The 24,560-nt window shown below is 34.4% G+C and carries 21 protein-coding genes, 1 tRNA gene and 3 pseudogenes; 9 read left to right on the forward strand and 16 right to left on the reverse strand.

The genetic code is table 11. The annotated features are described in order from the left end of the window. The first annotated feature begins 103 nt into the window (after positions 1-103). Genes pcsA through ACFIK1_RS07920 form a run of 3 tightly spaced genes read left to right on the forward strand, consistent with a single transcriptional unit; the run spans position 104 to position 2,399 of the window. On the forward strand, positions 104-916 hold the full coding sequence (pcsA, locus tag ACFIK1_RS07910; protein ID WP_375662533.1) for a phosphatidylcholine synthase: 813 nt from the start codon (positions 104-106) through the stop codon (positions 914-916). A 26-nt stretch (positions 917-942) separates the two neighbouring features. Further along, a complete protein-coding gene (locus ACFIK1_RS07915) occupies positions 943-1,989 on the forward strand; it encodes an enoyl-CoA hydratase/isomerase family protein (RefSeq protein ID WP_375662534.1) in 1,047 nt (348 codons plus the stop codon). Then, on the forward strand, positions 1,986-2,399 hold the full coding sequence (locus ACFIK1_RS07920; protein WP_375613429.1) for a DUF6163 family protein: 414 nt from the start codon (positions 1,986-1,988) through the stop codon (positions 2,397-2,399). Before ACFIK1_RS07915 ends, ACFIK1_RS07920 begins: the two co-directional genes overlap by 4 nt. Before the next feature lie 261 nt (positions 2,400-2,660). On the opposite strand, the gene ACFIK1_RS07925 is transcribed toward ACFIK1_RS07920, so the two are convergent. The 8 genes from ACFIK1_RS07925 to ACFIK1_RS07960 form a co-directional block, all read right to left on the reverse strand. Next, on the reverse strand, positions 2,661-3,020 hold the full coding sequence (locus tag ACFIK1_RS07925) for a hypothetical protein (protein ID WP_375662535.1): 360 nt from the start codon (positions 3,018-3,020) through the stop codon (positions 2,661-2,663). Positions 3,021-3,126: 106 nt separating this feature from the next. Then, positions 3,127-3,936, reverse strand: coding sequence for an MBL fold metallo-hydrolase (locus tag ACFIK1_RS07930; protein WP_375636739.1), 810 nt, complete (start codon positions 3,934-3,936; stop codon positions 3,127-3,129). Positions 3,937-3,946: 10 nt separating this feature from the next. Next, on the reverse strand, positions 3,947-4,720 hold the full coding sequence (locus ACFIK1_RS07935) for a TatD family hydrolase (RefSeq protein ID WP_375636741.1): 774 nt from the start codon (positions 4,718-4,720) through the stop codon (positions 3,947-3,949). Then, on the reverse strand, positions 4,710-6,269 hold the full coding sequence (gene metG, locus ACFIK1_RS07940; RefSeq protein ID WP_375662536.1) for a methionine--tRNA ligase: 1,560 nt from the start codon (positions 6,267-6,269) through the stop codon (positions 4,710-4,712). The genes ACFIK1_RS07935 and metG overlap by 11 nt, the downstream gene beginning before the upstream one ends. Positions 6,270-6,345: 76 nt before the next feature. After that, complete coding sequence (locus ACFIK1_RS07945; RefSeq protein WP_375662537.1) at positions 6,346-7,389, reverse strand: DNA polymerase III subunit delta'; 1,044 nt, start codon at positions 7,387-7,389, stop codon at positions 6,346-6,348. Then, positions 7,386-8,030, reverse strand: coding sequence for a dTMP kinase (tmk, locus tag ACFIK1_RS07950; protein ID WP_375634099.1), 645 nt, complete (start codon positions 8,028-8,030; stop codon positions 7,386-7,388). The genes ACFIK1_RS07945 and tmk overlap by 4 nt, the downstream gene beginning before the upstream one ends. Before the next feature lie 28 nt (positions 8,031-8,058). Beyond that, on the reverse strand, positions 8,059-9,222 hold the full coding sequence (locus tag ACFIK1_RS07955) for a D-alanyl-D-alanine carboxypeptidase family protein (protein WP_375662538.1): 1,164 nt from the start codon (positions 9,220-9,222) through the stop codon (positions 8,059-8,061). A 1,088-nt stretch (positions 9,223-10,310) separates the two neighbouring features. Further along, a complete protein-coding gene (locus tag ACFIK1_RS07960; RefSeq protein ID WP_375662539.1) occupies positions 10,311-11,210 on the reverse strand; it encodes a septal ring lytic transglycosylase RlpA family protein in 900 nt (299 codons plus the stop codon). Between the two features lie 284 nt (positions 11,211-11,494). Here ACFIK1_RS07960 and ACFIK1_RS07965 point away from each other — a divergent pair. Continuing rightward, positions 11,495-11,674, forward strand: a pseudogene (locus ACFIK1_RS07965) (integrase); the annotation flags it as partial. Between the two features lie 88 nt (positions 11,675-11,762). Here ACFIK1_RS07965 and ACFIK1_RS07970 read toward each other — a convergent pair. Beyond that, positions 11,763-11,838: transfer RNA gene (locus ACFIK1_RS07970), tRNA-Lys, on the reverse strand. A 1,207-nt stretch (positions 11,839-13,045) separates the two neighbouring features. On the opposite strand from ACFIK1_RS07970, the pseudogene lexA reads away from it, so the two are divergent. Next, positions 13,046-13,749: pseudogene (lexA, locus tag ACFIK1_RS07975) on the forward strand (transcriptional repressor LexA). 456 nt (positions 13,750-14,205) lie between these two features. Continuing rightward, on the forward strand, positions 14,206-15,519 hold the full coding sequence (gene rimO / locus ACFIK1_RS07980; protein WP_375662540.1) for a 30S ribosomal protein S12 methylthiotransferase RimO: 1,314 nt from the start codon (positions 14,206-14,208) through the stop codon (positions 15,517-15,519). Positions 15,520-16,058: 539 nt separating this feature from the next. On the opposite strand, the gene ttcA is transcribed toward rimO, so the two are convergent. The 4 genes and pseudogenes from ttcA to ACFIK1_RS08000 all read right to left on the reverse strand — a co-directional run bounded on the left by ttcA (position 16,059) and on the right by ACFIK1_RS08000 (position 19,648). Further along, entirely contained in the window at positions 16,059-16,934 is an 876-nt protein-coding gene (gene ttcA / locus ACFIK1_RS07985; protein WP_375634106.1) for a tRNA 2-thiocytidine(32) synthetase TtcA, read from the reverse strand. 268 nt (positions 16,935-17,202) lie between these two features. Beyond that, the gene (gene rpsD / locus ACFIK1_RS07990) at positions 17,203-17,820 is read right to left on the reverse strand and encodes a 30S ribosomal protein S4 (RefSeq protein ID WP_273722651.1); all 618 of its coding nucleotides are present in this window, start codon (positions 17,818-17,820) and stop codon (positions 17,203-17,205) included. Between the two features lie 170 nt (positions 17,821-17,990). Next, entirely contained in the window at positions 17,991-18,818 is an 828-nt protein-coding gene (gene murI / locus ACFIK1_RS07995) for a glutamate racemase (RefSeq protein ID WP_375662541.1), read from the reverse strand. Continuing rightward, a pseudogene (locus ACFIK1_RS08000) lies at positions 18,811-19,648 on the reverse strand (RNA methyltransferase). The gene murI and the pseudogene ACFIK1_RS08000 overlap by 8 nt, the downstream one beginning before the upstream one ends. Before the next feature lie 302 nt (positions 19,649-19,950). Here ACFIK1_RS08000 and sfsA point away from each other — a divergent pair. Genes sfsA through radC form a run of 3 tightly spaced genes read left to right on the forward strand, consistent with a single transcriptional unit; the run spans position 19,951 to position 22,302 of the window. Beyond that, positions 19,951-20,667: a DNA/RNA nuclease SfsA gene (gene sfsA / locus ACFIK1_RS08005; RefSeq protein ID WP_375655177.1), complete on the forward strand. Its 717-nt coding sequence runs from the start codon at positions 19,951-19,953 to the stop codon at positions 20,665-20,667. Then, the gene (map, locus tag ACFIK1_RS08010; RefSeq protein ID WP_375662542.1) at positions 20,660-21,490 is read left to right on the forward strand and encodes a type I methionyl aminopeptidase; all 831 of its coding nucleotides are present in this window, start codon (positions 20,660-20,662) and stop codon (positions 21,488-21,490) included. Before sfsA ends, map begins: the two co-directional genes overlap by 8 nt. Before the next feature lie 17 nt (positions 21,491-21,507). Next, positions 21,508-22,302: a DNA repair protein RadC gene (gene radC, locus ACFIK1_RS08015; protein ID WP_375613419.1), complete on the forward strand. Its 795-nt coding sequence runs from the start codon at positions 21,508-21,510 to the stop codon at positions 22,300-22,302. A 44-nt stretch (positions 22,303-22,346) separates the two neighbouring features. Here radC and ACFIK1_RS08020 read toward each other — a convergent pair whose 3' ends face one another. The 3 genes from ACFIK1_RS08020 to ACFIK1_RS08030 all read right to left on the reverse strand — a co-directional run bounded on the left by ACFIK1_RS08020 (position 22,347) and on the right by ACFIK1_RS08030 (position 24,461). Continuing rightward, positions 22,347-22,559, reverse strand: coding sequence for a DUF3126 family protein (locus ACFIK1_RS08020; protein WP_375621268.1), 213 nt, complete (start codon positions 22,557-22,559; stop codon positions 22,347-22,349). A gap of 619 nt (positions 22,560-23,178) precedes the next feature. After that, complete coding sequence (locus ACFIK1_RS08025; protein WP_375662543.1) at positions 23,179-23,952, reverse strand: alpha/beta fold hydrolase; 774 nt, start codon at positions 23,950-23,952, stop codon at positions 23,179-23,181. Beyond that, positions 23,949-24,461, reverse strand: a complete 513-nt coding sequence (locus ACFIK1_RS08030) for a DUF192 domain-containing protein (RefSeq protein WP_375634116.1) — start codon at positions 24,459-24,461, stop codon at positions 23,949-23,951. The genes ACFIK1_RS08025 and ACFIK1_RS08030 overlap by 4 nt, the downstream gene beginning before the upstream one ends. Positions 24,462-24,560 lie beyond the last annotated feature (99 nt).

Consider the following 24,560-nt stretch of genomic DNA (forward strand, 5'->3'; position numbering starts at 1 on the left):
ATTATTATAGTATGTAATAAATAATGCGATATAAAAAAGTAACCTTTTTATGATTTTTTTAAATGCTGAGTTATATCATCGTTAAAAAATGGCGTATTGATAGATGGTTGAAGACTTTAAAAACGAGGATAAGAAAACCTTGAAACGTAAATTAACAAAGAAAATCAAAACAAATGCTAAATTATTACGCCATAAAAAAGTAACAATGCCACAAGCAAAGGCCTTTTCCGTTCATTTACTGACAGCTTCGGGATCATTTTTAGCGTTTCTTTCTCTTATATCAGCCTCTCAAAAAGAATGGACAGCTATGTTCTGTTGGCTTGGGCTTGCTCTTCTCGTTGATGGTATAGATGGACCAATTGCACGCAAACTTGATGTTAAATACGTTCTTCCAACATGGTCTGGAGAGCTGTTAGATAATATTATTGATTACGTGACTTATGTCTTAATTCCTGCCTTTGCACTCTATCAAAGTGGTTTCATGGGGGTAGGGTTATCATTTTCATTGAGTGCAATTATTGTTATTTCATCTGCTATTTATTATGCAGATACTAGTATGAAAACCAAAGAAAACTTTTTTAAAGGATTTCCTGTTGTTTGGAATATGATGATTTTTACGCTTTTTGTCGTCAGACCAGGAGAGTGGATTACTTTTATCATTATTGTTTTATCGGCGATTATATCTTTTTTGCCAATTTATTTTATTCATCCAGTAAGAGTCCTTCGTTTACGTAGAATTAATTTTCCCATTTTTCTCTTATGGTGTTTTTTTGGTGTTTCTGCCTTCTTTTATCAACTAGAGGCTCCCTATTGGGTTAAAATAGGAATTTCGGTAACAGGAATTTATATATATTGTATTGGCGCAATCATGCAAACATTTCCTAAACTTGGGGAAAAAAGTATAAAAAAACAATGAAATAATTGTTTTAAGAAGGGTGTGAGATGCAAATTAATTTTGGAGCAGATGATGATATTTCTTTTACGAAAGAAGGGCGTGCTGGTATTATAAAGCTCACACGTCCTTCAGCATTAAACGCTCTTAATCAACGAATGGTTTCAGCTTTAAAAAAAGCTCTCAGAACATGGGAAATAGATGATAATGTTTCTTGTGTCTTAATTGAAGGGGAGGGGCGTGCTTTTTGTGCTGGTGGAGATGTTGTAGAAATCTATCATATGGGGAAAAGTGCTGCTGCTTGTCAATACTTTAGAAATGAATATAGTTTAAATGCTTATATCAAACATTTTTCAAAGCCCTACATTTCTTTCTTAAACGGTATTTGGATGGGAGGAGGGGTAGGTATTTCTCTCTATGGCTCGCATCGAATTGTTACAGAAAATACAGTTTTTGCTATGCCAGAAGGTGCGATTGGATTTTTTCCAGATGTAGGTGCAAGTTTTTTCTTACCATCTCTTCCCAATCATTTTGGTATCTATCTTGCATTAACGGGCGCATGTATAAAGTGGGGAGATTGCTTAAATTTAGGATTAGCAACACACGCCGTTGCTGAAACTGAATTCGATATGATTAGAAAAGCTGTTATTGAGCAAGGAGATCCTACTTTAGCTTTAAACGAGCGAACAATTACAAAAGACTATGAAACAAGTCATGAAATACGTTGTATTATTAACACTTGTTTTAGTGCCCATACCTTAGAAGAATGTCTCGAGTTGCTACATAAAAAAAGCAATGAAGATGTTTTATTTGCTAAAGAATGTTATGATATTTTGCAGTCACGTTCTCCGACAAGTTTAAAAGTTATCTGGAAACAAATGAAACAAAATTCATCTCAAACGTTGGAAGATTGTATGAAAATTGAAAACCGCATAGCGTATCATATGCTTCATTCACATGATTTTTATGAAGGTATACGTGCTATGTTAATCGATAAGGATAAAAGACCTCAATGGCAACCAGATAAACTTTCAAATGTGACAGATGAAATGGTAGATTCTTACTTCCAACCTGTTGAACAAGAGTTATTATTGTGAAAAATAATTCTCACAAACAGATTTCAAAAATCAATTTAATCTATAACTGTTACTTACGGTTTTTAGCATTTATTTGCTTAGTTCTAGGTATTTGTTATTGGATACGCCTTGTTGGGGTTTTTCCAGGTATTCTATGGCGTTTTGATCTTATGCCTTGGCAGTGGCAATTTGCATCAGCTATATTGGCCATTCTCTATCCTATTGCCTTAGTTGGACTTTGGATGTATTCACTATGGGGTATCATTGTGTGGTGTATTGCAGCGTTGATTGAAGCAATAACAATATATTATTCCGATTTTATTTATCAGCCATTTGTACCATTATTTCATGGAATATTGTTTTTAGCTTTTATAGTACTACAAATTGTGATTATTTTTTTTAAAAGAGTAAAAAATAAAAAAACATTGTGATTGAAATTTTCAAGCCAGAATAACAGGCTCGATTTTCGATCTTAGTTAACTTAAGTAGCTCATTTTAAAGCTTCGTTCCTCAAAACGCTGATGCTAGCTATACTTCCCCATAAAGTTCCATAATATATATTATGCGATAATATGATAAAGAAAACCCTACTTTAAAACATCATCATATAAAATAAAATTTGGTCTTTAAGGTATATTCCTCAAAGACCAAAAATAGTGATAATGAAATTACGTATAATAAAATAAGAAAAATTACTGTACTATTTTACAACGTTTCATACGTGCAAGATCACTTAAAACAGCATTACGATTATTTAAAGCCGAAATTTCATTACTTTCACTGGATTTAGTATCCATAAAAAACAAAGCAGGTACAAATAAAACACTTGCCGCTGCTAAAGCCACGTTTTTATTTCTTGCTTTAGAACGCTCTGCAATTGTATCATTAATCTGACGTTTATTAGCAAAAAACTCCCGTTGAATATCGGCACAACTCATTGATCCGTCATGTAATGTTGTCGTTGCAATATTTTTTTCTAAACGCCCCCCACATGCTGTCAAGGAAACCGCTAAAACCACAATACATACACCCCACTTAAAATTCTTATACATAAAAGCCTCATTTTTGACATAAAAACACTAAATATGTCAAAAATGAAATAAAATAAAGGATAAATTTAAGTGTTTTATTTAACTTAAAATATTGCGCATAATAAGCTTACGCATCTGTTTCAAAAGTAAGACCTTGATATGCAGGTTTTACATAGGATGGAACGTAATTTATTACCTTATTGTAATCCAGCGATCTGTCCATATGTGTGAGTATTGCTTGTTTTGGCTTTAAATATTCTATCCACTGTAATGCTTGATCAACAGAAAAATGACTCGGATGGGATTTAAATTGAAGAGCTTCAATGATGAGAACATCTAAATCCATTAATTTGGATAAAGTTTTTTCAGGAAATTTACTAACATCCGTACAATAGGCAACATTCCCAATTCGAAAACCTAAGGAATGAATGTTTCCGTGGTGTTGTAAATGTGTATTGACACTTATTTCTCCGCCCTGCCCCTGAATAATAAATTGGCTATCTTCATTGATAAGATGTTCTTTTAAAATGGGAGAATAAGATGAATCTTTTAGAGTTTGAAAACAATATCCAAAAGCACTTTTGAGATGCTCTAGTGTAAATCTGTCGGCATAGATATCTATTAAACATTTTTGTGCAAGTGCATAGCTGCGTAAATCATCAATACCGTGGATATGGTCTGCATGAGAATGCGTGTAAAGAGCAGCATCAAGATGGCTTACACGCGCATCGATCATTTGTGAGCGAAAATCTGGACCTGTATCAATAACGATCGTTGTTTTGTCTCCAGAAGGTTTAATACGTTCAACTAATAAAGAACTTCTGTAGCGTTTATTTTTAGGGTTATTCGGATCACATGTTCCCCAATCACCATTAGGTCTTGGCACTCCTGGAGAAGGACCACAACCTAATATTGTAAATCGGTATTGATCACACATATCTTTTGCCTTATTTCATTTTGCTAAATAAACGAAAAGCATTACGCGTTGTTATTTGAGCTATTTCTTCAATGCTTAAGCCAATTGTTTCAGCCAAAACAGCTGCTGTATAACATACAAAAGATGGTTCATTTGTTTTGCCCCGATGGGGATTAGGTGCTAAGAATGGAGCATCTGTTTCCACTAACAAATGCTCATGGGGCACAATTTTTGCTATTTCACGGATTTCAAGTGCGTTTTTAAAAGTAAGAATACCCGAAAAAGAAATATAACCACCAAGTTCAATTCCAGCACGAGCAAGTTGCATTCCAGACGAATAACAATGAAGGATAAAGGGAAAAGCTCCTTCTTTTATCTGTTCACGTAATATTTTCTCCATATCGATATCGGCATTGCGTGAATGTATAACAAGAGGAATCTGTGTTTCTCGAGAAGCAATGATATGTTCTTGAAAAACTTTCTTTTGCTCTTCTGGTGTAGAGTAATCATAATGATAATCAAGGCCCCCTTCTCCAAACGCAACAATTTTAGGGTGATTCGAGAGCTGTATAAGCTCTTCCGCTGTAATATTTTGTTCTTCATGCGCGTGATTGGGGTGTGTTCCAACGGAACAAAAGACTTGATCATAGCTTTGCGCAATGGCTAACAGTTTATCTAACTTATGAACATGGGTTGAAATTGTTATCATACGTTTAACGTCAGCATCTAAAGCCCGTTGGATAACATTATCCAAATCTTGTGAAAAGTCTTCAAAATCAAGATGACAATGTGTATCAATCAACATGATGAGTGTCTTCTTTCTTCAAGATATAACGAGGAAAAATTGGTTCTGGTGGTGGAAGATCAAGCCCTTCTTGAATTTTTGAATGACTTATATGATACAATAACCGATCATCTTCAGCAACCGCAAGGCTATCAAGAAGTTTCGCAGCTGATTGGGGGATGAAAGGCAAAAGCATAATTCCTATTCTCCGCAAGATTTCTACAGTTATATAAAGAACTGTAGAAAATCGCTCTCGATCATTTTTACGTAAACTCCAAGGTTGTTCGTTGGCAAAATAACGATTGGCATCTGCTACAATTGAAAAAATAGCTGAAAGTGCTAAATGCATACTATAAGAACACATAGCTTGGTGTACAGTTTCAAGTACTTGAAGAGATTGTTCTAAAAGCTGTTTATCTTGAGCTAAAAATGAAGCTGGTTTCGGGACTTGTGCATTACAATTTTTGGCAATCATAGACAAACAGCGCTGTGCTAAATTACCAAGATCGTTAGCAAGATCAGCATTAATACGGTTCACAAGGCTTTCATGACTATAACTACCATCTTGTCCGAATGGCACTTCACGGAGAAGGAAATAACGGACCTGATCAAGACCATAGTGATCAACCATTTCAAAAGGATCAACGACATTTCCAATAGATTTTGACATTTTTGCACCACGATTAAGTAAAAAACCATGTGCAAAAATACTTTTAGGCAATTCAATTCCAGCAGACATTAAAAATGCCGGCCAATAGACTGCATGAAAACGAATAATATCCTTACCAATAATATGCGTATTTGCAGGCCAAAAATCACGTTTTTTTGAATTTTCATTGAAAAAACCTATTGCTGATAGATAATTTGTAAGCGCATCAACCCAGACATACATCACGTGCTTTGGATTCTCAGGAACAGCAATTCCCCAGTTAAAACTTGCGCGTGAAATAGAGATATCTTTTAAACCTGATTTGATAAAACTTATAATTTCATTACGCCGCTCAAATGGAGCAATAAAATCAGGATGTTTTTCATAATATTCAAGAAGAGCTTTTTCATAATGAGAAAGTCTAAAAAAATAACTTTCTTCTTCATTCCATTCAACTGGAGAGCCTAATTCCTTCTCACGACGGATGTTGTCTGCTCCAATTTCCGTATCTTTTTCTTCATAATAGGCTTCTTGGCGAATCGAATACCACCCCGTATAACGACCGATATAAATATCGCCATTTGCTTCCATCTTTTTCCAAATTTCTTGACAAGCTTGATAATGGCGTTCTTCTGTCGTACGGATAAAATCATCGTTAGAACAATTTAATACTGCAAGCATTTTTTGAAACACCGCACTATTACGATCTGCAAGTTGCTGAGGTGATATGCCTAATGCTGCTGCGGTTTGTTGCATCTTGAGACCATGCTCATCTGTACCAGAAAGAAAAAATACATTTTTTCCGTTTAACCGTTGAAAGCGGGCTAAAACATCGCTTGCAATGGCACTATAAGCATGTCCAATATGTGGAGCACCATTAGGATAAAAAATGGGAGTTGTTATGTAATATGTGTCACGCATGTCATACTCGTTGTAAAACGCTATAAATAGAAGATATTATGACATAACGTTTGTTCATCGCATTGTCACGGAAAAACTAATTCACATGAATGATCTTATGAACTTTAAAAAGTAAGTTAATAACAAACTGCTTTTTATCGAGATTAAACAGTTGTATTTCCTCTATTTCTTGATGAATCTCCTGCCATTTTTCCGCATATTTTTTTGAGAGAAATAAGTCTCCCTTTTCAACGAGCATGATAGCTTTTTTTTGAATTTTATTAAGAATTTCATCACAAAATTGTTGAAATTGAAATGTAGAGGAAGCAGATGAAAATGTTTGTGCAAGAGTATGTACAATTGTTGCGTTACAAACAGGTTTCTCTAGGAAAACATCAATTGTTTTAATAATTTCAAGACCGCCATGGCAAATAAGTAAAGCGGCTTTTCGAGGGCTTCCTTTAGATTTTTTAATAATCATTTCAATTGTTTTTTCATCAGGTGAATCCTGATGGGCGAAAATATGTGTAATAACTTTTTTCATTTCATCGTTATTCAACGGACGAAAAGAAATTTTTTGACACCGTGAATGGATTGTTGGAAGCAATTTTCCTGAAGAATGTGCGATAATAACAAATAACGTTTTTGTAGGTGGTTCTTCAAGTATTTTGAGAATTGCATTCGCTGCATTTCTATTCATATCATCTGCAGAATCAATAATAACAATACGCCATCCATTATCTTGTGATGTTCGGCTTAAAAAATGCATAATATCACGGATATCATCAACGAGTATTCCTGTTTTAAACTTTTGCGTTTTCACATCAAATCGACGTGAAATATACAAAAGACCAGGGTGACTTCCTTGTGTAATTTGGCGCCATGGGGTAGAATAAGGATCGGGTTTCAAGAAAGCACTCTGTTGAAAACTTAAAATGTTCCAAGCAAGATGAAAGGCTAATGTAGCCTTTCCAATCCCATATTCTCCTTCAAATAATAATGCATGATGCAAACGCTCTTCTTTAAGCATTTGTGTCAAAAAATGACGCACATCCTCATGACCAAAGATAACATTGTTCTGGGATGGTGATAAAATTGTATCAATATCATCATATTGGCGTAAGGTATTTAAATTACTCATGAAAGCTGATCCAACAATACCTGATGACAAATATTTTTTATTTGATGAGCAATAGCTTCTACTGAGCCAGTGGCATCAATAACTCGAAATCTGTGGGGTTCTTGTTTGGCCAATTGAAGAAAAGCCTGACGCCTTTGTTCTTGAATTTCCAACTGATCTTTTTCAAAATAATCAATTTCTTCTGTTTTTTTTCTTCGCAAATTTGCACGCTTCATACCACACATTGCTGGCATATCTAATAAAAATGTTAAATGAGGCAAAATACCATTGAGCGCAATACACTCTAAAACAGAAAGAAAAGAAGAACTGACTCTATTATTGAGTCCTTGATAAACGCGTGTAGAATCAATAAAGCGGTCACATAAAACGATTTTACCTTTTTGCAAAGAAGGTGCGATAACCTCAGTAACATGGTCGACACGTGCAGCTGTAAACAAAACAGCTTCAATCAACGGTCCATACTGTCGCGCCTGCCCCGACAACAAAATATGCCGGATTGCTTCTGCTCCTGGCGTTCCTCCTGGTTCTCGTGTTGTGACAACATCATAACCTTGGTGAGAGAGAGACTCAGCAAGTAAAGAAATCTGCACCGTTTTCCCTACCCCGTCCCCTCCTTCGAATGTAATAAAATAACCTGACACGTATGATCTTAACCTTATTAGCGCGTAACTATAAATATTTCCGTAACCATCCAATTGTTATTTCATAGAATGCATTTTTTACTTTTGCAAAGAAACTTCCTTCCCAAACATTCATTCCGGCAAAAACTGGTTTTTCCAGAAGAACCTTTTTATCTTCTAAAATTTGAATAACGCCAACTGATTGCCCAGAAACGATGGGAGCTTTCAATGGACCATGATATTTAATTTTTGCTTTAACATTTACTTTTTTTTCATTCGAAAGCATAAAACTTATTGGTGTTTTAACAATGAGTGGAACAAAATTTTTCTTACCACCATAAACAGCAGCACGACCAACTATTTCTTCTTTTGTGAAAATCGTTTTGAGATCAAAAGCCGTCATTCCCCATTGAAGAATGCGTTCTATTTCTTTTGTATATTTTTTACCATCTTGCAAACCATTGATTGCTAAAAAAAGACGTCGATGATTTTTAGAAATAGTGGCAACCATTGAAAAACCTTCTTTTTCACTGTAACCAAAACCAAATCCTTCTACACCAATTTCCTTAGAAATAAGAGGGTTTTTGTTACGTTGAAAAATATTATTCCATGTAAAATGAGACTCACAATAAAGTGCATAATAATCCGGATATTCCTGAACAATATGACGTGCTAATATAATCATATCACGCACAGTTACAAATTGTCCCTCTTCGGGTAGCCCTGTTGCATTAACAAAATGACTCTGAGATAATCCAATCATTTTTGCGCGCTGATTCATCAGTTTTACAAAATGATCTTCATGTCCTGATATTCCTTCAGCAAGAATAATAGCAGCATCATTTCCATTGACAATAATTAAACCACGCAACAGATCAGAAACACTGATTTCTGTTTTTATCTTTGCAAACATAGTGGTTGTACCAGAAGGTGCTCCACCCTTGCGCCAAGCATTTTCACTGACCTTAAATTTCTGCGTACTTTTTAATAATCCTTTTTTTAATTGATGAAATACAACTTCTGCTGTCATCAATTTTACTAATGAAGCAGGAAAAAAAGGAATAGCACTTTGTTTTTCATAGAGTACTGTCTCTGTATCATCATCGAGTAATAACAATTGGGATGTGGGAGTTTGAAAATCTTGTGCTCTCCCCCACTTATCAAATGCCAATACTCCCCATAATATCAATAAGATCCTTAATGCTGTATACATAGCTGCTCCTCCCATCCCAAAGATCAACATAAAGAATCTTATATAGGAAAAAATTTTTTGATTTCTGAAAATTGAGGAATTATTTACAACTCATAAAAAGATTTTATTTTCATTTAGCTTTAGAATATATAATATGACACGTTTTTTATCTTCCATGTAGGTTCAGTTTAACATTTTAAATGTATGAGAGACAAAAGATTTTTTCCTATTTTTATTGATAGTATTTTGATTTGTTATGATAAATTATCATTTTAAAATTGAAGCTAACTCAAAATACTGTAAGATTCTCTCATCCCCTCTTCTCATATTGAATTCATTAAAAATCGCTTACTTATGGGTCATAAGTAGGGTTCGTATATGGATAAAAATTATTAAAAAAGAGAGTAAAAATACTTCTTATCAACCTCTCAAGTGTTAAGAATTATCGCACAAAACATTGGGGACTTGCAAAGTGTATGATGGTGTCGATTTATATCTTCATAAGTGTAAAGATGCTGATGTCTAAAGGCGTTAACAGTTATACCATTCACAGGCGCTGTCGTAAAATAGGCTTGTAGCGTGTTAAAGTATGTCTCTTTTAAATAAGTCCATGAATTGGCAATGTAAGTGTATTTTGTTTGAGACGCTCTGTTTTTCGTGAGGGAACTTACTCCATTAAAGAACATGATAAACAAAAGCATGAGATAATGCATAATCTTTTCATAAGATATTACCGTAGATACTTTAGAAAGATGCAAGGCCGAATCAAAAGAAAATATTTTTTTACTTGTTAAACTTTTTATTCCTCTCAAATCGATTGTACAGTTGTTTTAGAGATTACAAAAACAGACTTATACAATAATCTACCTTCGTCCAGCAAAAGCTATTACAGCAAGAAAAGTACACGCTTTATTAAGCAAGCAATATCATAAAACAACGAATAGACCAGCAATGGAGTGGAAAGTCCGTACTGAATTTATAATAATAGCACCCAACCACGCTTTTTGAAAAGGACAACGCGCTTTAAGATAAAAATCCTACACTAAATCCGTAATTTCTTACCTTTTTTACTAGAAAATTATATAGATAAAAAATCAATGCATTTTTTCTTAAAACAGTTGTAGCCAATTAACCTTTGTTTTTTTGTTTAGCTTATTTATAGAAGCAACTTGATCGAATGGTATCGGCTTATCAACCATGATAGGACCAATTTCTGGCAATTTAACTGCAACAGTTTTATTACGTTGTTCTTGTTCAACAGCAGCTGCTTTAGCTAATTCTTTTTTGTTCCCTGTATTGCGCTGCTCTTTTAACAAAACAGTTTCTCTTTTTTTCGCAACATTTTCCGACGCTAATGAATATGGGGCAGCATTTCCAGGAGTATAAGAGGACATTAAATATGCACCATCATAATATCCAACAGGTGCTTCAGCAACATATTCTACTTTAACATCTGCGACCCCCCTATCTACATACCCCAGTATTGTCGCAGCTTGCCTTGATAAATCAATGATTCTGTCTTTCATAAAAGGTCCGCGATCATTCACTCTAACAACGATTGAAGATCCATTTTTCAAATTAGTAACACGAGCATAGCTAGGTAAAGGCATTGTAGGATGAGCAGCAGTCAAAAGATTCATGTCATAAATTTCACCATTGGCAGTTAAACGTCCATGAAAATCTGAACCATACCAAGATGCTTCGCCAACACGTTTATAAGTTGGATCACTTTGAGGATAATACCACTTTCCTTTTATTTGATAAGGTTTACCAACAATCGCTCGTCCACGCTTTTTTTCTTCCGATTGATTCTTCTTATTGGAGACTTGTTGAGGTAGTACAGAAGTGTTTACGTTAATTGGTTTATTGTGATAGGAATCTTTTATTGAAAAATTCATAGTTTGGCTTGCGCAACAAGATACAAGTGACTGAGAAATGACAATCATAGAAAACAATTGAAGTGTTGGTTTAGTCATAAAAGTAATTTTCTTTTTTCTATTTGAAGGCATCTATTCAGTCCACTTATTTCTGTTAAGTACTACTGTAAAAACCACGTCACGCTTTTTGTACGCAACGGAAGAATTTACGTTTTTAAATGATTCCCCTCGCGTATATACCACTCTTGAATTGTCCCCTTTTATCAAAAAATTAACGTATTGTTAACTTTTTTATGGTTTTCATACGAAATAAATGTAGTCTAGTAGATGTTAAAAAGATTAAAAGTTAAACAAATCAACATCTTATAGAAAATTCATTTCATAATATAAATGTGAATAAGTGGTGATTTTAGCAACTGTTTTGCGAATCATGTAATGCAGTGGGTATTAAAAAAACCACCTAATGGATTGAGAAAATTAGAAACCACATATGCTGCCAACGCAGGTACAACCCTATCCGTAAGCTTAAAGCTCTTTTTTGTTGGAAAGGAGACAGTATAGCATCGCTCTATTCCAAAACAGCTGATAGAAAATGACAGACTATAGAATCAATAAAAACTTCAAAAAGAATCAAAACAAGAAAGATTCTTAAATTTTTTATAGCCTATTGATATTACTTAAATTTGGTGAGCGCGCAGGGATTCGAACCCTGGACCTACTGATTAAAAGTCAGTTGCTCTACCAGCTGAGCTACGCGCTCTCACACAAGCTATCTAGTTTGCATACTATCTAGTTTGCAGAAAGTGAAGGGAACATACGGTTGACTTTCCATTTGGTCAACACCTTTTGGAAAAAATATTATTATTTTCTTCAGTTATCAATAATTTTCCGTTTTCGCCCCTTTACTTCATCATTGTATAAGTACTCTTTAATCTTCTTTTTGAAGTTTCAATAAAGGAAAAATTTCACTGCAAAATATTGCATAGATTCGAAGCGTTAAAATTATGAGAAATACCCCCTTCCCCTCACATGGGTTGTTGAGCATAATGGGTAGAGAAGAAAAAATACCTTTTATTATAATATTATTTTTATATCTTTATATTTTAGTGTTCAATTTTCAAATATGAATACAGCTTTATAAGATAATATATTGATTTATAATAATTTATCATTTTTCACTTGAGTGAAAAGTCTCAAATATTGTAAGTTTTTCTCATTTCAAATCTTTTTTATATTGAAACAATAAAAAGCATTTTCTTGACCGATATAAGTGAGAGAATAAAACTATAAAAAAGAAATGAAAATACCTTTTATGCCTCCTTTTAATAACCAAAAATTATTGCAACATTAGGGGTCATGAAAATAGTATATAGCGGTTGACACGTTAGACTTGAAAATGGAACAATGAGCAACAATGGCTTTGAGAGTATGATTTTTGTTCATGTATAATGAATAATAACAAAAGCCAATTTATCCTATAGAATAAAGTAGATATGAAGCAAAATTTAGTCTCATTGAAAATATCCCGAATGACTATAAATTATGCTCACTATTAGAGCTGTAGATAATTTTACTAAGAATAAAAAAGCAGAAATAATATGCAGTATGCAAAATGATTTTAAGTGTTCTGAATATATAGAATGCCTTCTAGTTAACTTTTTTATATTAAAATTTACAAAATACGTAGATATATTTTTAGAAGAAAAGGATAATACTAGTCACAAAATTTAGTATAGGATAATTCAGTCAGAACTATAAAGTATATTTATACATTATTTAATATTAATGTATATATACAGTATATAAATAATAATTTAAATATATCTATAAATAAAAATATTTATTTATTAAATTATAAGATCAAAAACAAAGAAAATAATTTTGATTTGGCGATAAAAATTGTAAAAGTGCTATATATAAATGTATTTTTACTTTACTAATTTTTATTATTTTGATTGGAATATTGAATGTTAACATGTAAACAATATGAGCTACTCTTGTTTATTCATAACCATATAAAAGAAACTGGTGTTCCTCCTTCTTTTGAAGAAATGAAAAATGCATTAGAACTTTCTTCAAAGTCTGGTATTCATAAGCTCATTATAGCCTTAGAACAACGAGGTTTTATACGTCGCTTGCCCAATCGTGCTCGTGCTGTGGAGGTGATTCGACTCCCTGAAAAAATAACATTTAACCTTTCTTTAGCACGTAAAATTTCTCCCAGTATGATAGAAAGAAAGAAAAGAGAAATATCAAAAAGCTTGAGTCCCTTTGATGAAGAAGAAAAAAAAATATCACCATTCCTATTATGGGACGTATTTCTGCAAGCGTACCCGCCTCTGCTATACTGCAACAAATAAACAGCCTTTCTCTTCCACTCGATATGGTTAATACAGGTGAGCACTACGCATTAGAAGTTAAAGATGATTCTATGATGGAGGCTGGTATCCTTGATAAAGATACGATCATTGTGAAACGTCAAAATACAGCAATAACAGGTGAAATTATTGTTGCGTTTATTGATAAAAAAGAAGCCACATTAAAACGTTATAGACGCAAAGGAGCTTCTATTGCATTAGAAGCCGCAAATCCTCATTATGAAGTACGGACATACGAATCCGAGCGTGTAGAAATACAAGGCAAACTTACCGGTCTTATTCGAAAATATTAAAAAATAAACCTTATAGTACGCGATAGATATCGCAGTAAGAAACTGTTGAGTATTTTTTTATTGTGCCACACGCAATTGACTTCTTCTCCACAGCCAAAGGATGCCCCCAATTAGGTTTATAAACAATCCAGATCCTTATCGAGCGGGTTTCACTTTCCCCTCCCCCTCCATGTCCTTCTCTTACGCAAGGCTTGACAAGTAAGTTTTATTCACCACGTACTTTGAAAAGAACTTAAATGCTTTGAAGGAAGCAGCCTTATATCATCATCCTCAATGACGGAATTTTACGATATAATAAGACAAAATTGTATGCATGCATAAAAACATATAAAATTTTGTAGAAAAAAATCAAATAACTTTGTAACAGATTGTATTGCATAGGTATAAAAATAAAGAACATTATTTTTAAGTTAATAAAAGCGTAACTCAATCATTCATAGTAATTGTAGGATCATCATGGTAGCACCTCGTATTAGTTTTGTCTCCCTCGGATGCCCAAAAGCACTCGTAGATTCTGAGCGAATTATTACACGCCTTCGCTCTGAAGGGTATGATATTTCACGTCAACATCAAGGAGCTGATGTCGTTATTGTGAATACCTGTGGTTTTCTTGATTCAGCAAGGAGAGAATCATTAGCCAATATTGATGAAGCTCTTAAAAAAAATGGAAAAGTTATTGTAACAGGGTGTCTTGGTGCTGATCCTGATGCTATTCGCCAAACATATCCTAATGTATTGGCTATTACAAAACCGCAAGCTTATGAAAGCGTTATAGAAGCTGTTCATACAGCAATTCCTCCTGTTCATGATCCTTTTCTTGATTTAGTTCCTCCCCAAGGTATTCGTTTAACACCTCGCCATTACGCCTACTTAAAGATTTCTGAAGGATGCTCTAATCGGTGTAGTTTTTGTATCATCCCTACTTTGCGTGGTGATCTCACTTCACGTCCCATCAGCGATGTTCTTCGTGAAGCTGAAAAACTCGTGCAAGCGGGTGTAAAAGAACTTTTGGTTATTTCACAAGATACGAGTGCTTATGGTGTTGATCTTAAATATCTCGAAAATTCTTGGAAAGATCGTACAATCAAAACGAAATTCTTTGATCTTTGTCGTGAACTAGGCGATATGGGTATTTGGGTACGTATGCATTACGTTTATCCTTATCCCCATGTTGATGAAGTTATCGAACTTATGGCTGCAAAAAAAATTCTTCCTTATCTGGATATACCTTTTCAGCATGCATCACCGACTGTTTTGCATCACATGAAGCGTCCCGCACTTATGGAAAAAACAAATCGTAGAATTGAAAAATGGCGGAAAATATGTCCAGATCTTACTTTGCGATCAACATTTATCGTTGGTTTTCCTGGTGAAACGAATGAAGATTTTAATATACTTCTAGAATGGCTAGAAGAAGCAAAAATTGAACGCGCGGGGTGCTTTAAATATGAAGAAGTAAAAGGAGCTGCCGCAAATGATTTGGGATTAGAAAATATTCCTGAAGAGGTGAAAGAAAACCGCTGGCATCGTTTTATGGCAAGACAACAACAAATTTCTACACATCTTTTAAAGAAAAAAATTGGAAAAAGACTCCGAGTGCTTATCGATGAAAGTCAAGGAAAAATTGCCAAAGGACGTAGTCAGTACGATGCTCCAGAAATAGATGGTGTTGTCCATATATCATCACGACGCCCACTGCGTGTTGGTGAATTTGTCACCGTTAAAATCGAACAATCGGATGCCTATGACCTTTATGGTATAGCAGTTTAAAAATTTAACTCCTTCCCTGTCCTCAATGATGAAGATTTCTATTAGCATCGGTTTATAAAAAAATCAGCTACTCACAATCGAACTTGATCACTTATATAGCTCACTTCATGAGAATTTACGAGCAATCCTTGCTCTGAATGTTTGCTATACACTCCCAAAATACCAAGCAGTTATATATTCTCTTAATTTAATGCCTTAAATGAGCTTTAAATGGCGGTGACGGCGGCGCAAAAGAATAAAATCCACAAGGTTCACCATCTTTAATTAACAAAAGAGCAAATCGACAACCGTACTATTTTCCCATTTTTCATATTACGACAGTCATTGGTTAGTGAAAGGAAACTTTTTTCAAGAGTGTTTTATGCACACAAGAATTTCCTTTGTGATATGCAGGCAGATGTTTTTTATAGATGCAATATAAGAGAATTTGAAACAAAACAATCTGGCGGTATTTAAATTAAAAAACAATAAATTATCATTATAAATAAGTATCTTATCGTAAATTCTTTGAACTTATTTTTTTAAATATCTAATTTTTATTAACACGTTTTAAAATCAAAGAATTTCTTATCAAGCAAATGACTTGGGCGTACATTTGTTAAAGCGCGAATCATCGTATCTTTACGTCCTGGCATTTGTCTTTCTATATTTTTCAGCATTTCTTTCATTGCATTACGTTGTAATCCATCTTGACTACCGCAAAGATTACAAGGAATAATTGGAAATTGCATTTCTTGAGAAAATTTTTCCATATCTTCCTCAGCAGCATAAACAAGAGGACGTAACACAAAAAGATCTCCTTCATCATTTTTAAGTTTTCCAGGCATGGCAGCTAATCGGCCACCATGAAACAAATTCATAAAAAATGTTTCTAAAACATCATCACGATGATGACCTAAAACTAATGCAGAACATCCCTCTTCACGTGCAATACGATAGAGATTACCACGTCGTAATCGAGAACAAAGTGAACAATATGTCTGCGACTCTGCCAATTTATCTGTAACAATGGAATAAGTATCCTGATATTCAATACGATATGGAATTTTATAAGAACTTAAAAAATCCGGAAGAATATGCTTAGGAAATCCTGGTTGCCCTTGATCAAGATTACAGGCAAGAATTTCAACGGATAAAAGACCTCGCCACTTTAAGTCTAAAAGAAGCGCTAATAAACCATAAGAGTCTTTTCCACCCGATAAAGCAACAAGCCATTTTTTCCCTGTAGAGAGCATAGAAAAATCATCCAAAGCTTGTCGCATATGACGTAAAAGTCGTTTGCGCAATTTATTAAATTCTACGCTTGAAGGAGCAACACGAAACATTGGATGACAATTATCTGCTTCGCTTATTAAAGGATCATCTCTCCCTTTGTTTTCTTCTATTGCCTGATATTCAACTGAAACATCATTCATAATACCATATCCTGCACAATAAACGGCTCGTTTTGCAAAGATAAAAACAAATATTAAAGCAAGCTTACATTTATGTTTTTTGAATTTATAAATTAGATACACAAAAAAGAAATGGAACTATACAAATTTATGACTATAAAAACATAGCAATAAACTTAATATAGAACCATTTACAAAAAGAACTTATTAACTTCAAATATTGTAAGAATAACACAATATTTTGAAGTTATCATAATAGAAGAGAGAAATAATTTCTCTTACAGAAAAATTATCGAGAATAAAATTCAACAACCAAATTAGGTTCCATTTGCACAGCATAAGGAACATCTGCAAAAGCAGGAATACGTGTAAAGGTTGCTTTCATCTGTTTATGATCTGCTTCAATATAATCAGGGACATCACGTTCTGCCAATTGCACTGATTCTAACACTAAAACAAGTTGTTTCGATTTTTCCCGAACCTCAATAACATCACCTGGTTTACAACGATAAGATTGAATGTTTGTGCGCCGCCCATTGACATTAACATGACCGTGATTGATAAATTGGCGAGAAGCAAAAATCGTAGGTACGAATTTTGCACGATAAACAACAGCATCCAAACGTGATTCTAACAGACCGATAAGATTTTCGCCAGTATCGCCCCGTCGACGAGCTGCCTCTTCATAGGTTTTATGAAATTGTTTTTCTGAAATATCTCCATAAAACCCTTTCAATTTCTGTTTAGCGCGCAACTGAACCCCATAGTCAGAAAGTTTTCCTTTACGACGCTGTCCATGCTGACCTGGACCATAATCACGACGATTGACAGGAGATTTTGGACGCCCCCAAATATTTTCTCCCATACGACGGTCAATTTTATACTTTGTTGTTTCGCGTTTACTCATCGCATTTCCTTATAAAATAAAACACGAGATCTTAAGACCCCAAGGAAACGCGCCCTCCTCTGCCTTTAAATACTAAAGACTGACAGAATACCTTAACATATCAATATGCAAAGTTATCCACGGGACACGTCAATTAATGCTATTTTCTTGAAAAAATAGCTAGATCATCATTATTGGTCTCGTAACCCAAAGTCAACTCCTTTCATGAGTTTTAAGCCAAATCCTTTAAACAAATTCTCCGTTAAAGAAGTGATATTTTTCGATGTCAACAACGCAAAATCTTGATATTTCTTTATATATTGATGGTGTATCTTTCCCGACAATGGTAGTAAAGATCTGATATGTTTGGCGATCGCTTTCGCCGGATCAATCCACTCAACGGACCATAAAGCATGTTCACGAAAGAAATTAATCAAAAAAGGATAATGTGTGCAGGCTAAAACAATAACATCCGTATATTGTCCATTTTTTTCCACAAAACATGGCAGGATTTCTTTTCTTAACTCTTCTGGATCGATAGATTTTCCCCGTAAATAATCTTCAGCAAGTCCAGCCAGCTTTTTACTTCCCACAAGCTGAACATGACACTGTCTAGCAAAAGAGTTAATTAATCCATTTGTATAAGCACGTTTAACTGTTCCAGGAGTCGCTAATACGGAAATAAAACCAGATTTTGTTTGTTCAGCAGCTGATTTAATTGCAGGAACCGTTCCTACAAAAGGGACATGAGGAAAATTCTGTCGTAAATCTGCTATCATCAGTGTAGAAACAGTGTTGCAAGCAATCACACATAAAGCTGGATTGTAACGTGTTAAAAGATTTGTAAAAATCTTCAAAATACGCTCTTTCAAAATATTTTCTTTCCAATTTCCATAAGGAAATCCTGCATCATCAGCAACATAGATAAATTGCATGTCAGGGATAAGAACACGCGCTTCCCTGAACACTGTTAAACCACCAATACCGCTATCAAAAAAAAGAACAGGTCGTTCATCCATTAGTTTTCACACTTATTTTTAATTTTTTTACGATCACGCTCTTCCGGTGCTCTACTCCCCCGTGGATATTGTGGCGAAAAATGATCCAAAGAAGATATAATGCCTCGCAATAAACGAACCTCAGGTTCACTAAAGTTAGCGCGCGTAAAAACAGAGCGCAAATTTGCAAGCATTACTTCTTTACGTTCTGGTGGTCTAAAATACCCACGGATATTCAAAGCCTCTTCTAACTGAGATAAAAAACCATGGAATATTGTTTTATTTGCAGGTTCCATCTCTGCTGCACGAAATGCCGTATCGCTGACATTCTCTAAACCAGTTTTCATCCATTCGTAAGACATTAAAAGAACCGCTTGCGCAATATTAAGTGACGCAAAAGCAGGATTAACTGGAAAAGTAATAATTTCATCAACAAGGCTGATTTCATCATTTTCTAGTCCCCATCTCTCTCTTCCAAAGACAATCCCGGTCTTATGTCCGATACTTTCACGCTGACGTAATACGCTTGCTGCTTCGACAGCACTTTTTACAGTTTTAAATCCACATCTTTCACGTGCTGTTGTGGCAAAAACATAGTGTAAATCTGCAATTGAATCACGCAATGTGTTAAAAATTACAGCATTGTTAATGACATGATCAGCTTTACTTGCAGCAGCTCTAGCTTTTTCATTTGGAAACATTTCTCGAGGTTTGACTAATCGAAGCTTAGAAAGCCCAAAATTTGCCATTGCCCTTGCGACCATACCAATGTTTTCAGGAAGCTGCGGTTCAACTAAAATAATAATGGGACCATTTGTTAAATTTTCACGATTCCTATTCGTTCCTGCCATCAATTTTACCTAGTTTCACTTAAACTATCTCCCTCTCCACTATTTTTACGAAACCTTTTTCACAATACTCTAATGCTGTTTAATAATAAATTATAGATAATCTATCTTTTCATTCAAAGATAATAGTTTCTAAACCTAATAATAAATTTTAAAAGCCATTAAAGTGAACGATGGAATTTATAACAATTTATATAAGATATCGTAGCGTTTTTTACATCAATTTTATCTTTTTTAATAGGGAACAGCCCCTGTAAATCATAATCTCAGTTGAATTATGAAATCATAAATCCTAAAAAAGGGATATGCACTTTATTCCCAAACTTTTTCCTGCAAAGCTTATCCGTCGTTATAAACGTTTTCTTGCGGATGTTCAACAAGATGATCAGCATGTCCTCACCGTGTCTGTACCTAATACAGGATCAATGCTTGGATTAACAGCTTTCAACACCAATATTTGGCTTTCTTATCATAACAACATCAAACGAAAATATGCCTATCAATTAGAAATTATTGAAGCCGATAATACTTTGGTTGGCATTAATACTTCTTTACCCAATAAACTTGCGTTAGAAGCAATTCAAAACGGATTACTACCAGAATTAAGTGGATATAAAACAATTTTAAAAGAACAACGCTATGGGACACAATCACGAATTGACTTTCTTTTACGTGATGACATTCTTCCTGATTGTTACCTAGAAGTCAAAAATGTTCATTTTATTCGTCAGAAAGGATTAGCAGAATTTCCTGATAGCGAAACAAAACGTGGTGCACGTCACCTTGATGAGCTCGTAGGAGTTGTACAACAAGGAAAACGAGCTGCTATGCTTTATATTATTCAACGAGAAGATTGCTCAGCTTTTACAATTTGTCATGATCTTGATCCACTCTATGGACGTAAGTTTGATTTAGCATTAAAATCAGGAGTAGAATGTTATGCTGTAAAGTGTCATGTAAGTGTAGAAGGCATTTTTCCGATTCAGAGAGTAAAAATAGAAAATAGAAGAAACAATGACTGAGTATATCGAATATAATAAAATCCCTTTAAAATTTAATGGAAAAATCCGCATTTTCGATGATTATGCTTTTGCTAAAATGCGTGAAGTTGGTCGTATTGCTGCAGAATGCCTTGATGCGCTTACAGATATTATTAAGCCGGGCGTTACTACGCAAGAAATAGATGATTTTGTATTTATTTTTGGAGCTAAGCGAGGAGCACTTCCTGCTGATCTAAATTATCATGGATACAGCCATTCATGCTGTACATCTATCAATCACGTTGTCTGCCATGGCATTCCCAATAAAAGACCTTTGCAAAAAGGTGATATTGTAAATGTTGATGTAACCTTTATCCTTGATGGTTGGCATGGGGATTCAAGCCGAATGTATCCTGTTGGAAAAATTAGGCGTGCAGCAGAACGCTTGCTAAAAATAACCTATGAAAGTCTTATGCAAGGAATCGCTGTCGTTAAGCCTGGAGTAACGACAGGTGATATTGGGGCAGCCATTCAACAGTATGCTGAATCTGAACGCTGTTCAATTGTGAGAGATTTTTGCGGACATGGTATCGGCCAGCTTTTTCATGATGCTCCCAATATCCTCCATTATGGAAATCCTGGAGAAGGAGTTGAATTAAAACAAGGTATGATGTTTACAATTGAGCCTATGATTAACCTTGGTAAACCACAAGTTAAGATTTTATCTGACGGTTGGACTGCTGTTACCCGTGACCGCTCTCTGACAGCACAATATGAACATACAATTGGTGTTACAAATGAAGGGTATGAAATATTTACACAATCTCCTAAAAATATTTTTTATATTCCAAATTCGCATACCTAACGCAATGTAGAGATGTTATGGCTAAAAAATTAAATCAAAAGGAAGATACTCAAAGTAATCACTTTGCATTAACATCGAGTTCTCCACTCACCCCAGTATCAGAAAGAAAAAGTGAAGAGCCTCAGAAAAACGCACAGCTTCATAAACATTATCAAGGCCATCGTGAACGTCTTCGGAAGCGCTATTTAAAGTCAAAAGGAAATGCAATTGAAGATTATGAATATCTTGAATTATTGCTTTTTCGCACAATACCCCGTGCAAACACAAAACCCATAGCTAAAAATTTGATAGCACGTTTTGGTTCATTAGCTGATGTGTTGGGAGCGGATATTCACCGACTTCAAGAAATTCCAGGATGTGGTCCCGCCACTGCAGTTGATTTAAAAATTATTTCAGATGTTGCTGGACGTCTTGCTCGTGCGCAATTGTTTAAGCGCGATATTTTTTCATCATGGGATAAAGTGTTAGCGTATTGTAAGGCTGTTATGGCTCACGAAACACGTGAACAATTTCGTATTTTGTTTCTTGATAAGAAAAACGGCTTACTTGCTGATGAGGTACAACAAACTGGAACCATTGATCATACCCCTGTTTATCCTCGTGAAGTTATTTCTCGAGCTTTAGAGTTATCCGCATCAGGACTTATCTTAGTCCACAATCACCCTTCTGGCGATTCCACCCCCTCTAATGCAGATATAACAATGACATATAGATTAAAAGATGCAGCAAATGCATTAGGAATTATTATCCATGACCATCTTATTATTGCACGAAATAACCATACGAGTTTTAAAGCGTTAAAACTTATATAAATCTTATGGGATAAAAAAGACTTCATTCAACTATGAATAACGAATCAATTTTCTAAATCAATATCTAATATAGCCATTGAGAAATTATAGGAGAGCTCATCTTCATCTTCATCTCGATAGATAATGCCTAAAAACTCATCTCCCATATAAACCTCACAAGAATCACTCTTTTTAGGCCGTGCTCTGACTTGCAATGCTGAGTTTTGGAATATATTTTTAAAATAATTATCAAGTTTTTTTATTTCATCAGCATTCACTATGCTCTCCTGTTTTTTTGAAACGATTAAAATAATTGCGTGTCGTGCAAATAAGACACTCTTATGATTCTGTAAAGTCAGTAAAAAAGCATAATCTGAATATTTACTTAATATTACATATATTCACAACGTTCTTTATACATTCATAAAGAACGTTTACAAAAGGAGTCTATCATTATTAAATATACCCGTATAGATTAAAAAATGGCAAAAAAAACTGTATATTTTTAATAATTTTACTTTATCTCCAATTTTAGCATCTGTATTTAAAACGCATATTCGTAAAAATAAATTGATCAATAATTTATAATTTTGTTTATTTTATAAAAAATACAAATAAAAATATTTTTTTATTTAAAACTACATTTTTTAGCAAAAAATATTTATTACATCATTCGAAAATAATTCTTTTTAATAACCTTTAAATTATAATTATCTAATCTTAGAAGAAATACGTCTCTGGAAAATATGCAAAATAAGCTAATAAGAGTTTATTTTTCTTTTCATTTTTTATAAAAACTTATGTCACAACAGAAAGATTTTTTAATAAGCTTTTTTCAATTTATACGAAATAAAAATATTGGGTATTTCTGTAAATTCTAAAAGCTATGAAGAGTTCTTATTTTATAGGATAACGAGAAAGAAAATCGATAACGCCTTTTTTATAAACTTTATCGCCTACAGCAAACATATGATCTCGATCAGGAATTGATAAAGCTTCACCACAAGGCAACAAGGCTGCCAATGGCTCTGCATCACCTCCAATTTCATCTAATGAACCAACGGCAACAAGTGCTGGTTGTTTGATTTTGTAAACTTCAGACACCGTTAACTCCTGTTTTGATGTAATGATACAAGCAGCAAGAGCACGCCTATCGCTTTTCGTTTGATCTGCAAATTTACGGAACATTAAACCGCGCGTATTGGTAATAGTGGAAATATCTTCTGCTAAAAGGGCCTCAGCAACAGGCTCCCAATTTCCTGCTCCCGTCACCATACCAATACCTAAACCACCAAAAATAACACTGTGTACATATGTTGGATGCAAAAGAGCCATGAAAGCACTAATACGAGCCCCCATAGAATATCCCATAACATGGGCTTTAGATAACTCTAAATGCTGCAGTAACTTTACTGCGTCGCCAGCCATAGCTTGAGGTGTATAAAAGACAGGATCATAACTTTTAACTGAATCTCCGTGACCGCGATTATCAAGAGCAATAACACGATATCCTGCTTCAGTGAGAATACGAAACCAACCCGTTGCATACCAATTCACCCGTGCAGAAGATCCAAAACCATGGATCAACAAAATAGGCGCGCCCTGCCCTTCTTCTCGATAAGCAAATCGCAAACCATTATATTCAAAAAAACGAATATCTTCAGCGGTCATTTTTTATTGCACTTTCCACAAAGTACAGGATGAATAACACGTTGTCCTTTTTGTATCTTTTTTTTAGAAACTTCACCAGCGTTAATTTCAAGTGCAAAAGCTGCAGGAACTTCTGATGAAATGGTATTTGTTGAAAGTGGAGAAGTATTTTCAATAATCGATACAATAATTCCCTCAGAGTTTAAGAAAATCATATCTAAAGGTAAAGGCGTATTTGCCATCCACATAAAAATTTTCTGCTCATCTCCCGATCGAGAACTTTTTAGCTGCTTAAAGAGCATTGCACGATCGCGTGGAAAATCAGTTCGATACATTAAACCAGCTGCTGCTTGAGATGGCGTAAAAGCAATCTCTACCTTATAAAAAACCGAACCTTGCTTTGTATGTATTTCTAAAGGAATTGGATGCACAGGAATCTCTATGGGCTCCTTTGCTACAACAACACGCATATCTAACATAAAAAGCATCACCAATAAAACAATATGCCCCTTTTTAAAAGGCTTTAACATTCTTGTCTCCACCACAGAAAAATTTTAAATTTTGTTTCTAAAATAAAAGGTACCAGAGTTTAAAAGTCAAAAAAAAGAGGATTGCTTCCTTGTTGTTTT

It is taken from the genome of Bartonella sp. OC16QHHD (assembly GCF_042194035.1).
GTDB lineage: Bacteria > Pseudomonadota > Alphaproteobacteria > Rhizobiales > Rhizobiaceae > Bartonella.

Bases quoted from the DNA above. Each gene is read 5' to 3' on its own strand.
- metG (WP_375662536.1), bottom strand. From the start codon at position 6,269: ATGCGTGACACATATTACATAACAACTCCCATTTTTTATCCTAATGGT.
- ACFIK1_RS07935 (WP_375636741.1), bottom strand. From the start codon at position 4,720: ATGTTGATTGATACACATTGTCATCTTGATTTTGAAGACTTTTCACAA.
- ttcA (WP_375634106.1), bottom strand. From the start codon at position 16,934: ATGAATGATGTTTCAGTTGAATATCAGGCAATAGAAGAAAACAAAGGG.
- rpsD (WP_273722651.1), bottom strand. From the start codon at position 17,820: ATGAGTAAACGCGAAACAACAAAGTATAAAATTGACCGTCGTATGGGA.
- sfsA (WP_375655177.1), top strand. From the start codon at position 19,951: ATGCACTTTATTCCCAAACTTTTTCCTGCAAAGCTTATCCGTCGTTAT.
- ACFIK1_RS07945 (WP_375662537.1), bottom strand. From the start codon at position 7,389: ATGAGTAATTTAAATACCTTACGCCAATATGATGATATTGATACAATT.
- radC (WP_375613419.1), top strand. From the start codon at position 21,508: ATGGCTAAAAAATTAAATCAAAAGGAAGATACTCAAAGTAATCACTTT.
- ACFIK1_RS07955 (WP_375662538.1), bottom strand. From the start codon at position 9,222: ATGTATACAGCATTAAGGATCTTATTGATATTATGGGGAGTATTGGCA.
- rimO (WP_375662540.1), top strand. From the start codon at position 14,206: ATGGTAGCACCTCGTATTAGTTTTGTCTCCCTCGGATGCCCAAAAGCA.
- murI (WP_375662541.1), bottom strand. From the start codon at position 18,818: ATGGATGAACGACCTGTTCTTTTTTTTGATAGCGGTATTGGTGGTTTA.
- ACFIK1_RS08025 (WP_375662543.1), bottom strand. From the start codon at position 23,952: ATGACCGCTGAAGATATTCGTTTTTTTGAATATAATGGTTTGCGATTT.
- ACFIK1_RS07960 (WP_375662539.1), bottom strand. From the start codon at position 11,210: ATGCCTTCAAATAGAAAAAAGAAAATTACTTTTATGACTAAACCAACA.
- ACFIK1_RS07930 (WP_375636739.1), bottom strand. From the start codon at position 3,936: ATGTGTGATCAATACCGATTTACAATATTAGGTTGTGGTCCTTCTCCA.
- pcsA (WP_375662533.1), top strand. From the start codon at position 104: ATGGTTGAAGACTTTAAAAACGAGGATAAGAAAACCTTGAAACGTAAA.
- map (WP_375662542.1), top strand. From the start codon at position 20,660: ATGACTGAGTATATCGAATATAATAAAATCCCTTTAAAATTTAATGGA.
- ACFIK1_RS08030 (WP_375634116.1), bottom strand. From the start codon at position 24,461: ATGTTAAAGCCTTTTAAAAAGGGGCATATTGTTTTATTGGTGATGCTT.
- ACFIK1_RS07915 (WP_375662534.1), top strand. From the start codon at position 943: ATGCAAATTAATTTTGGAGCAGATGATGATATTTCTTTTACGAAAGAA.
- ACFIK1_RS07925 (WP_375662535.1), bottom strand. From the start codon at position 3,020: ATGTATAAGAATTTTAAGTGGGGTGTATGTATTGTGGTTTTAGCGGTT.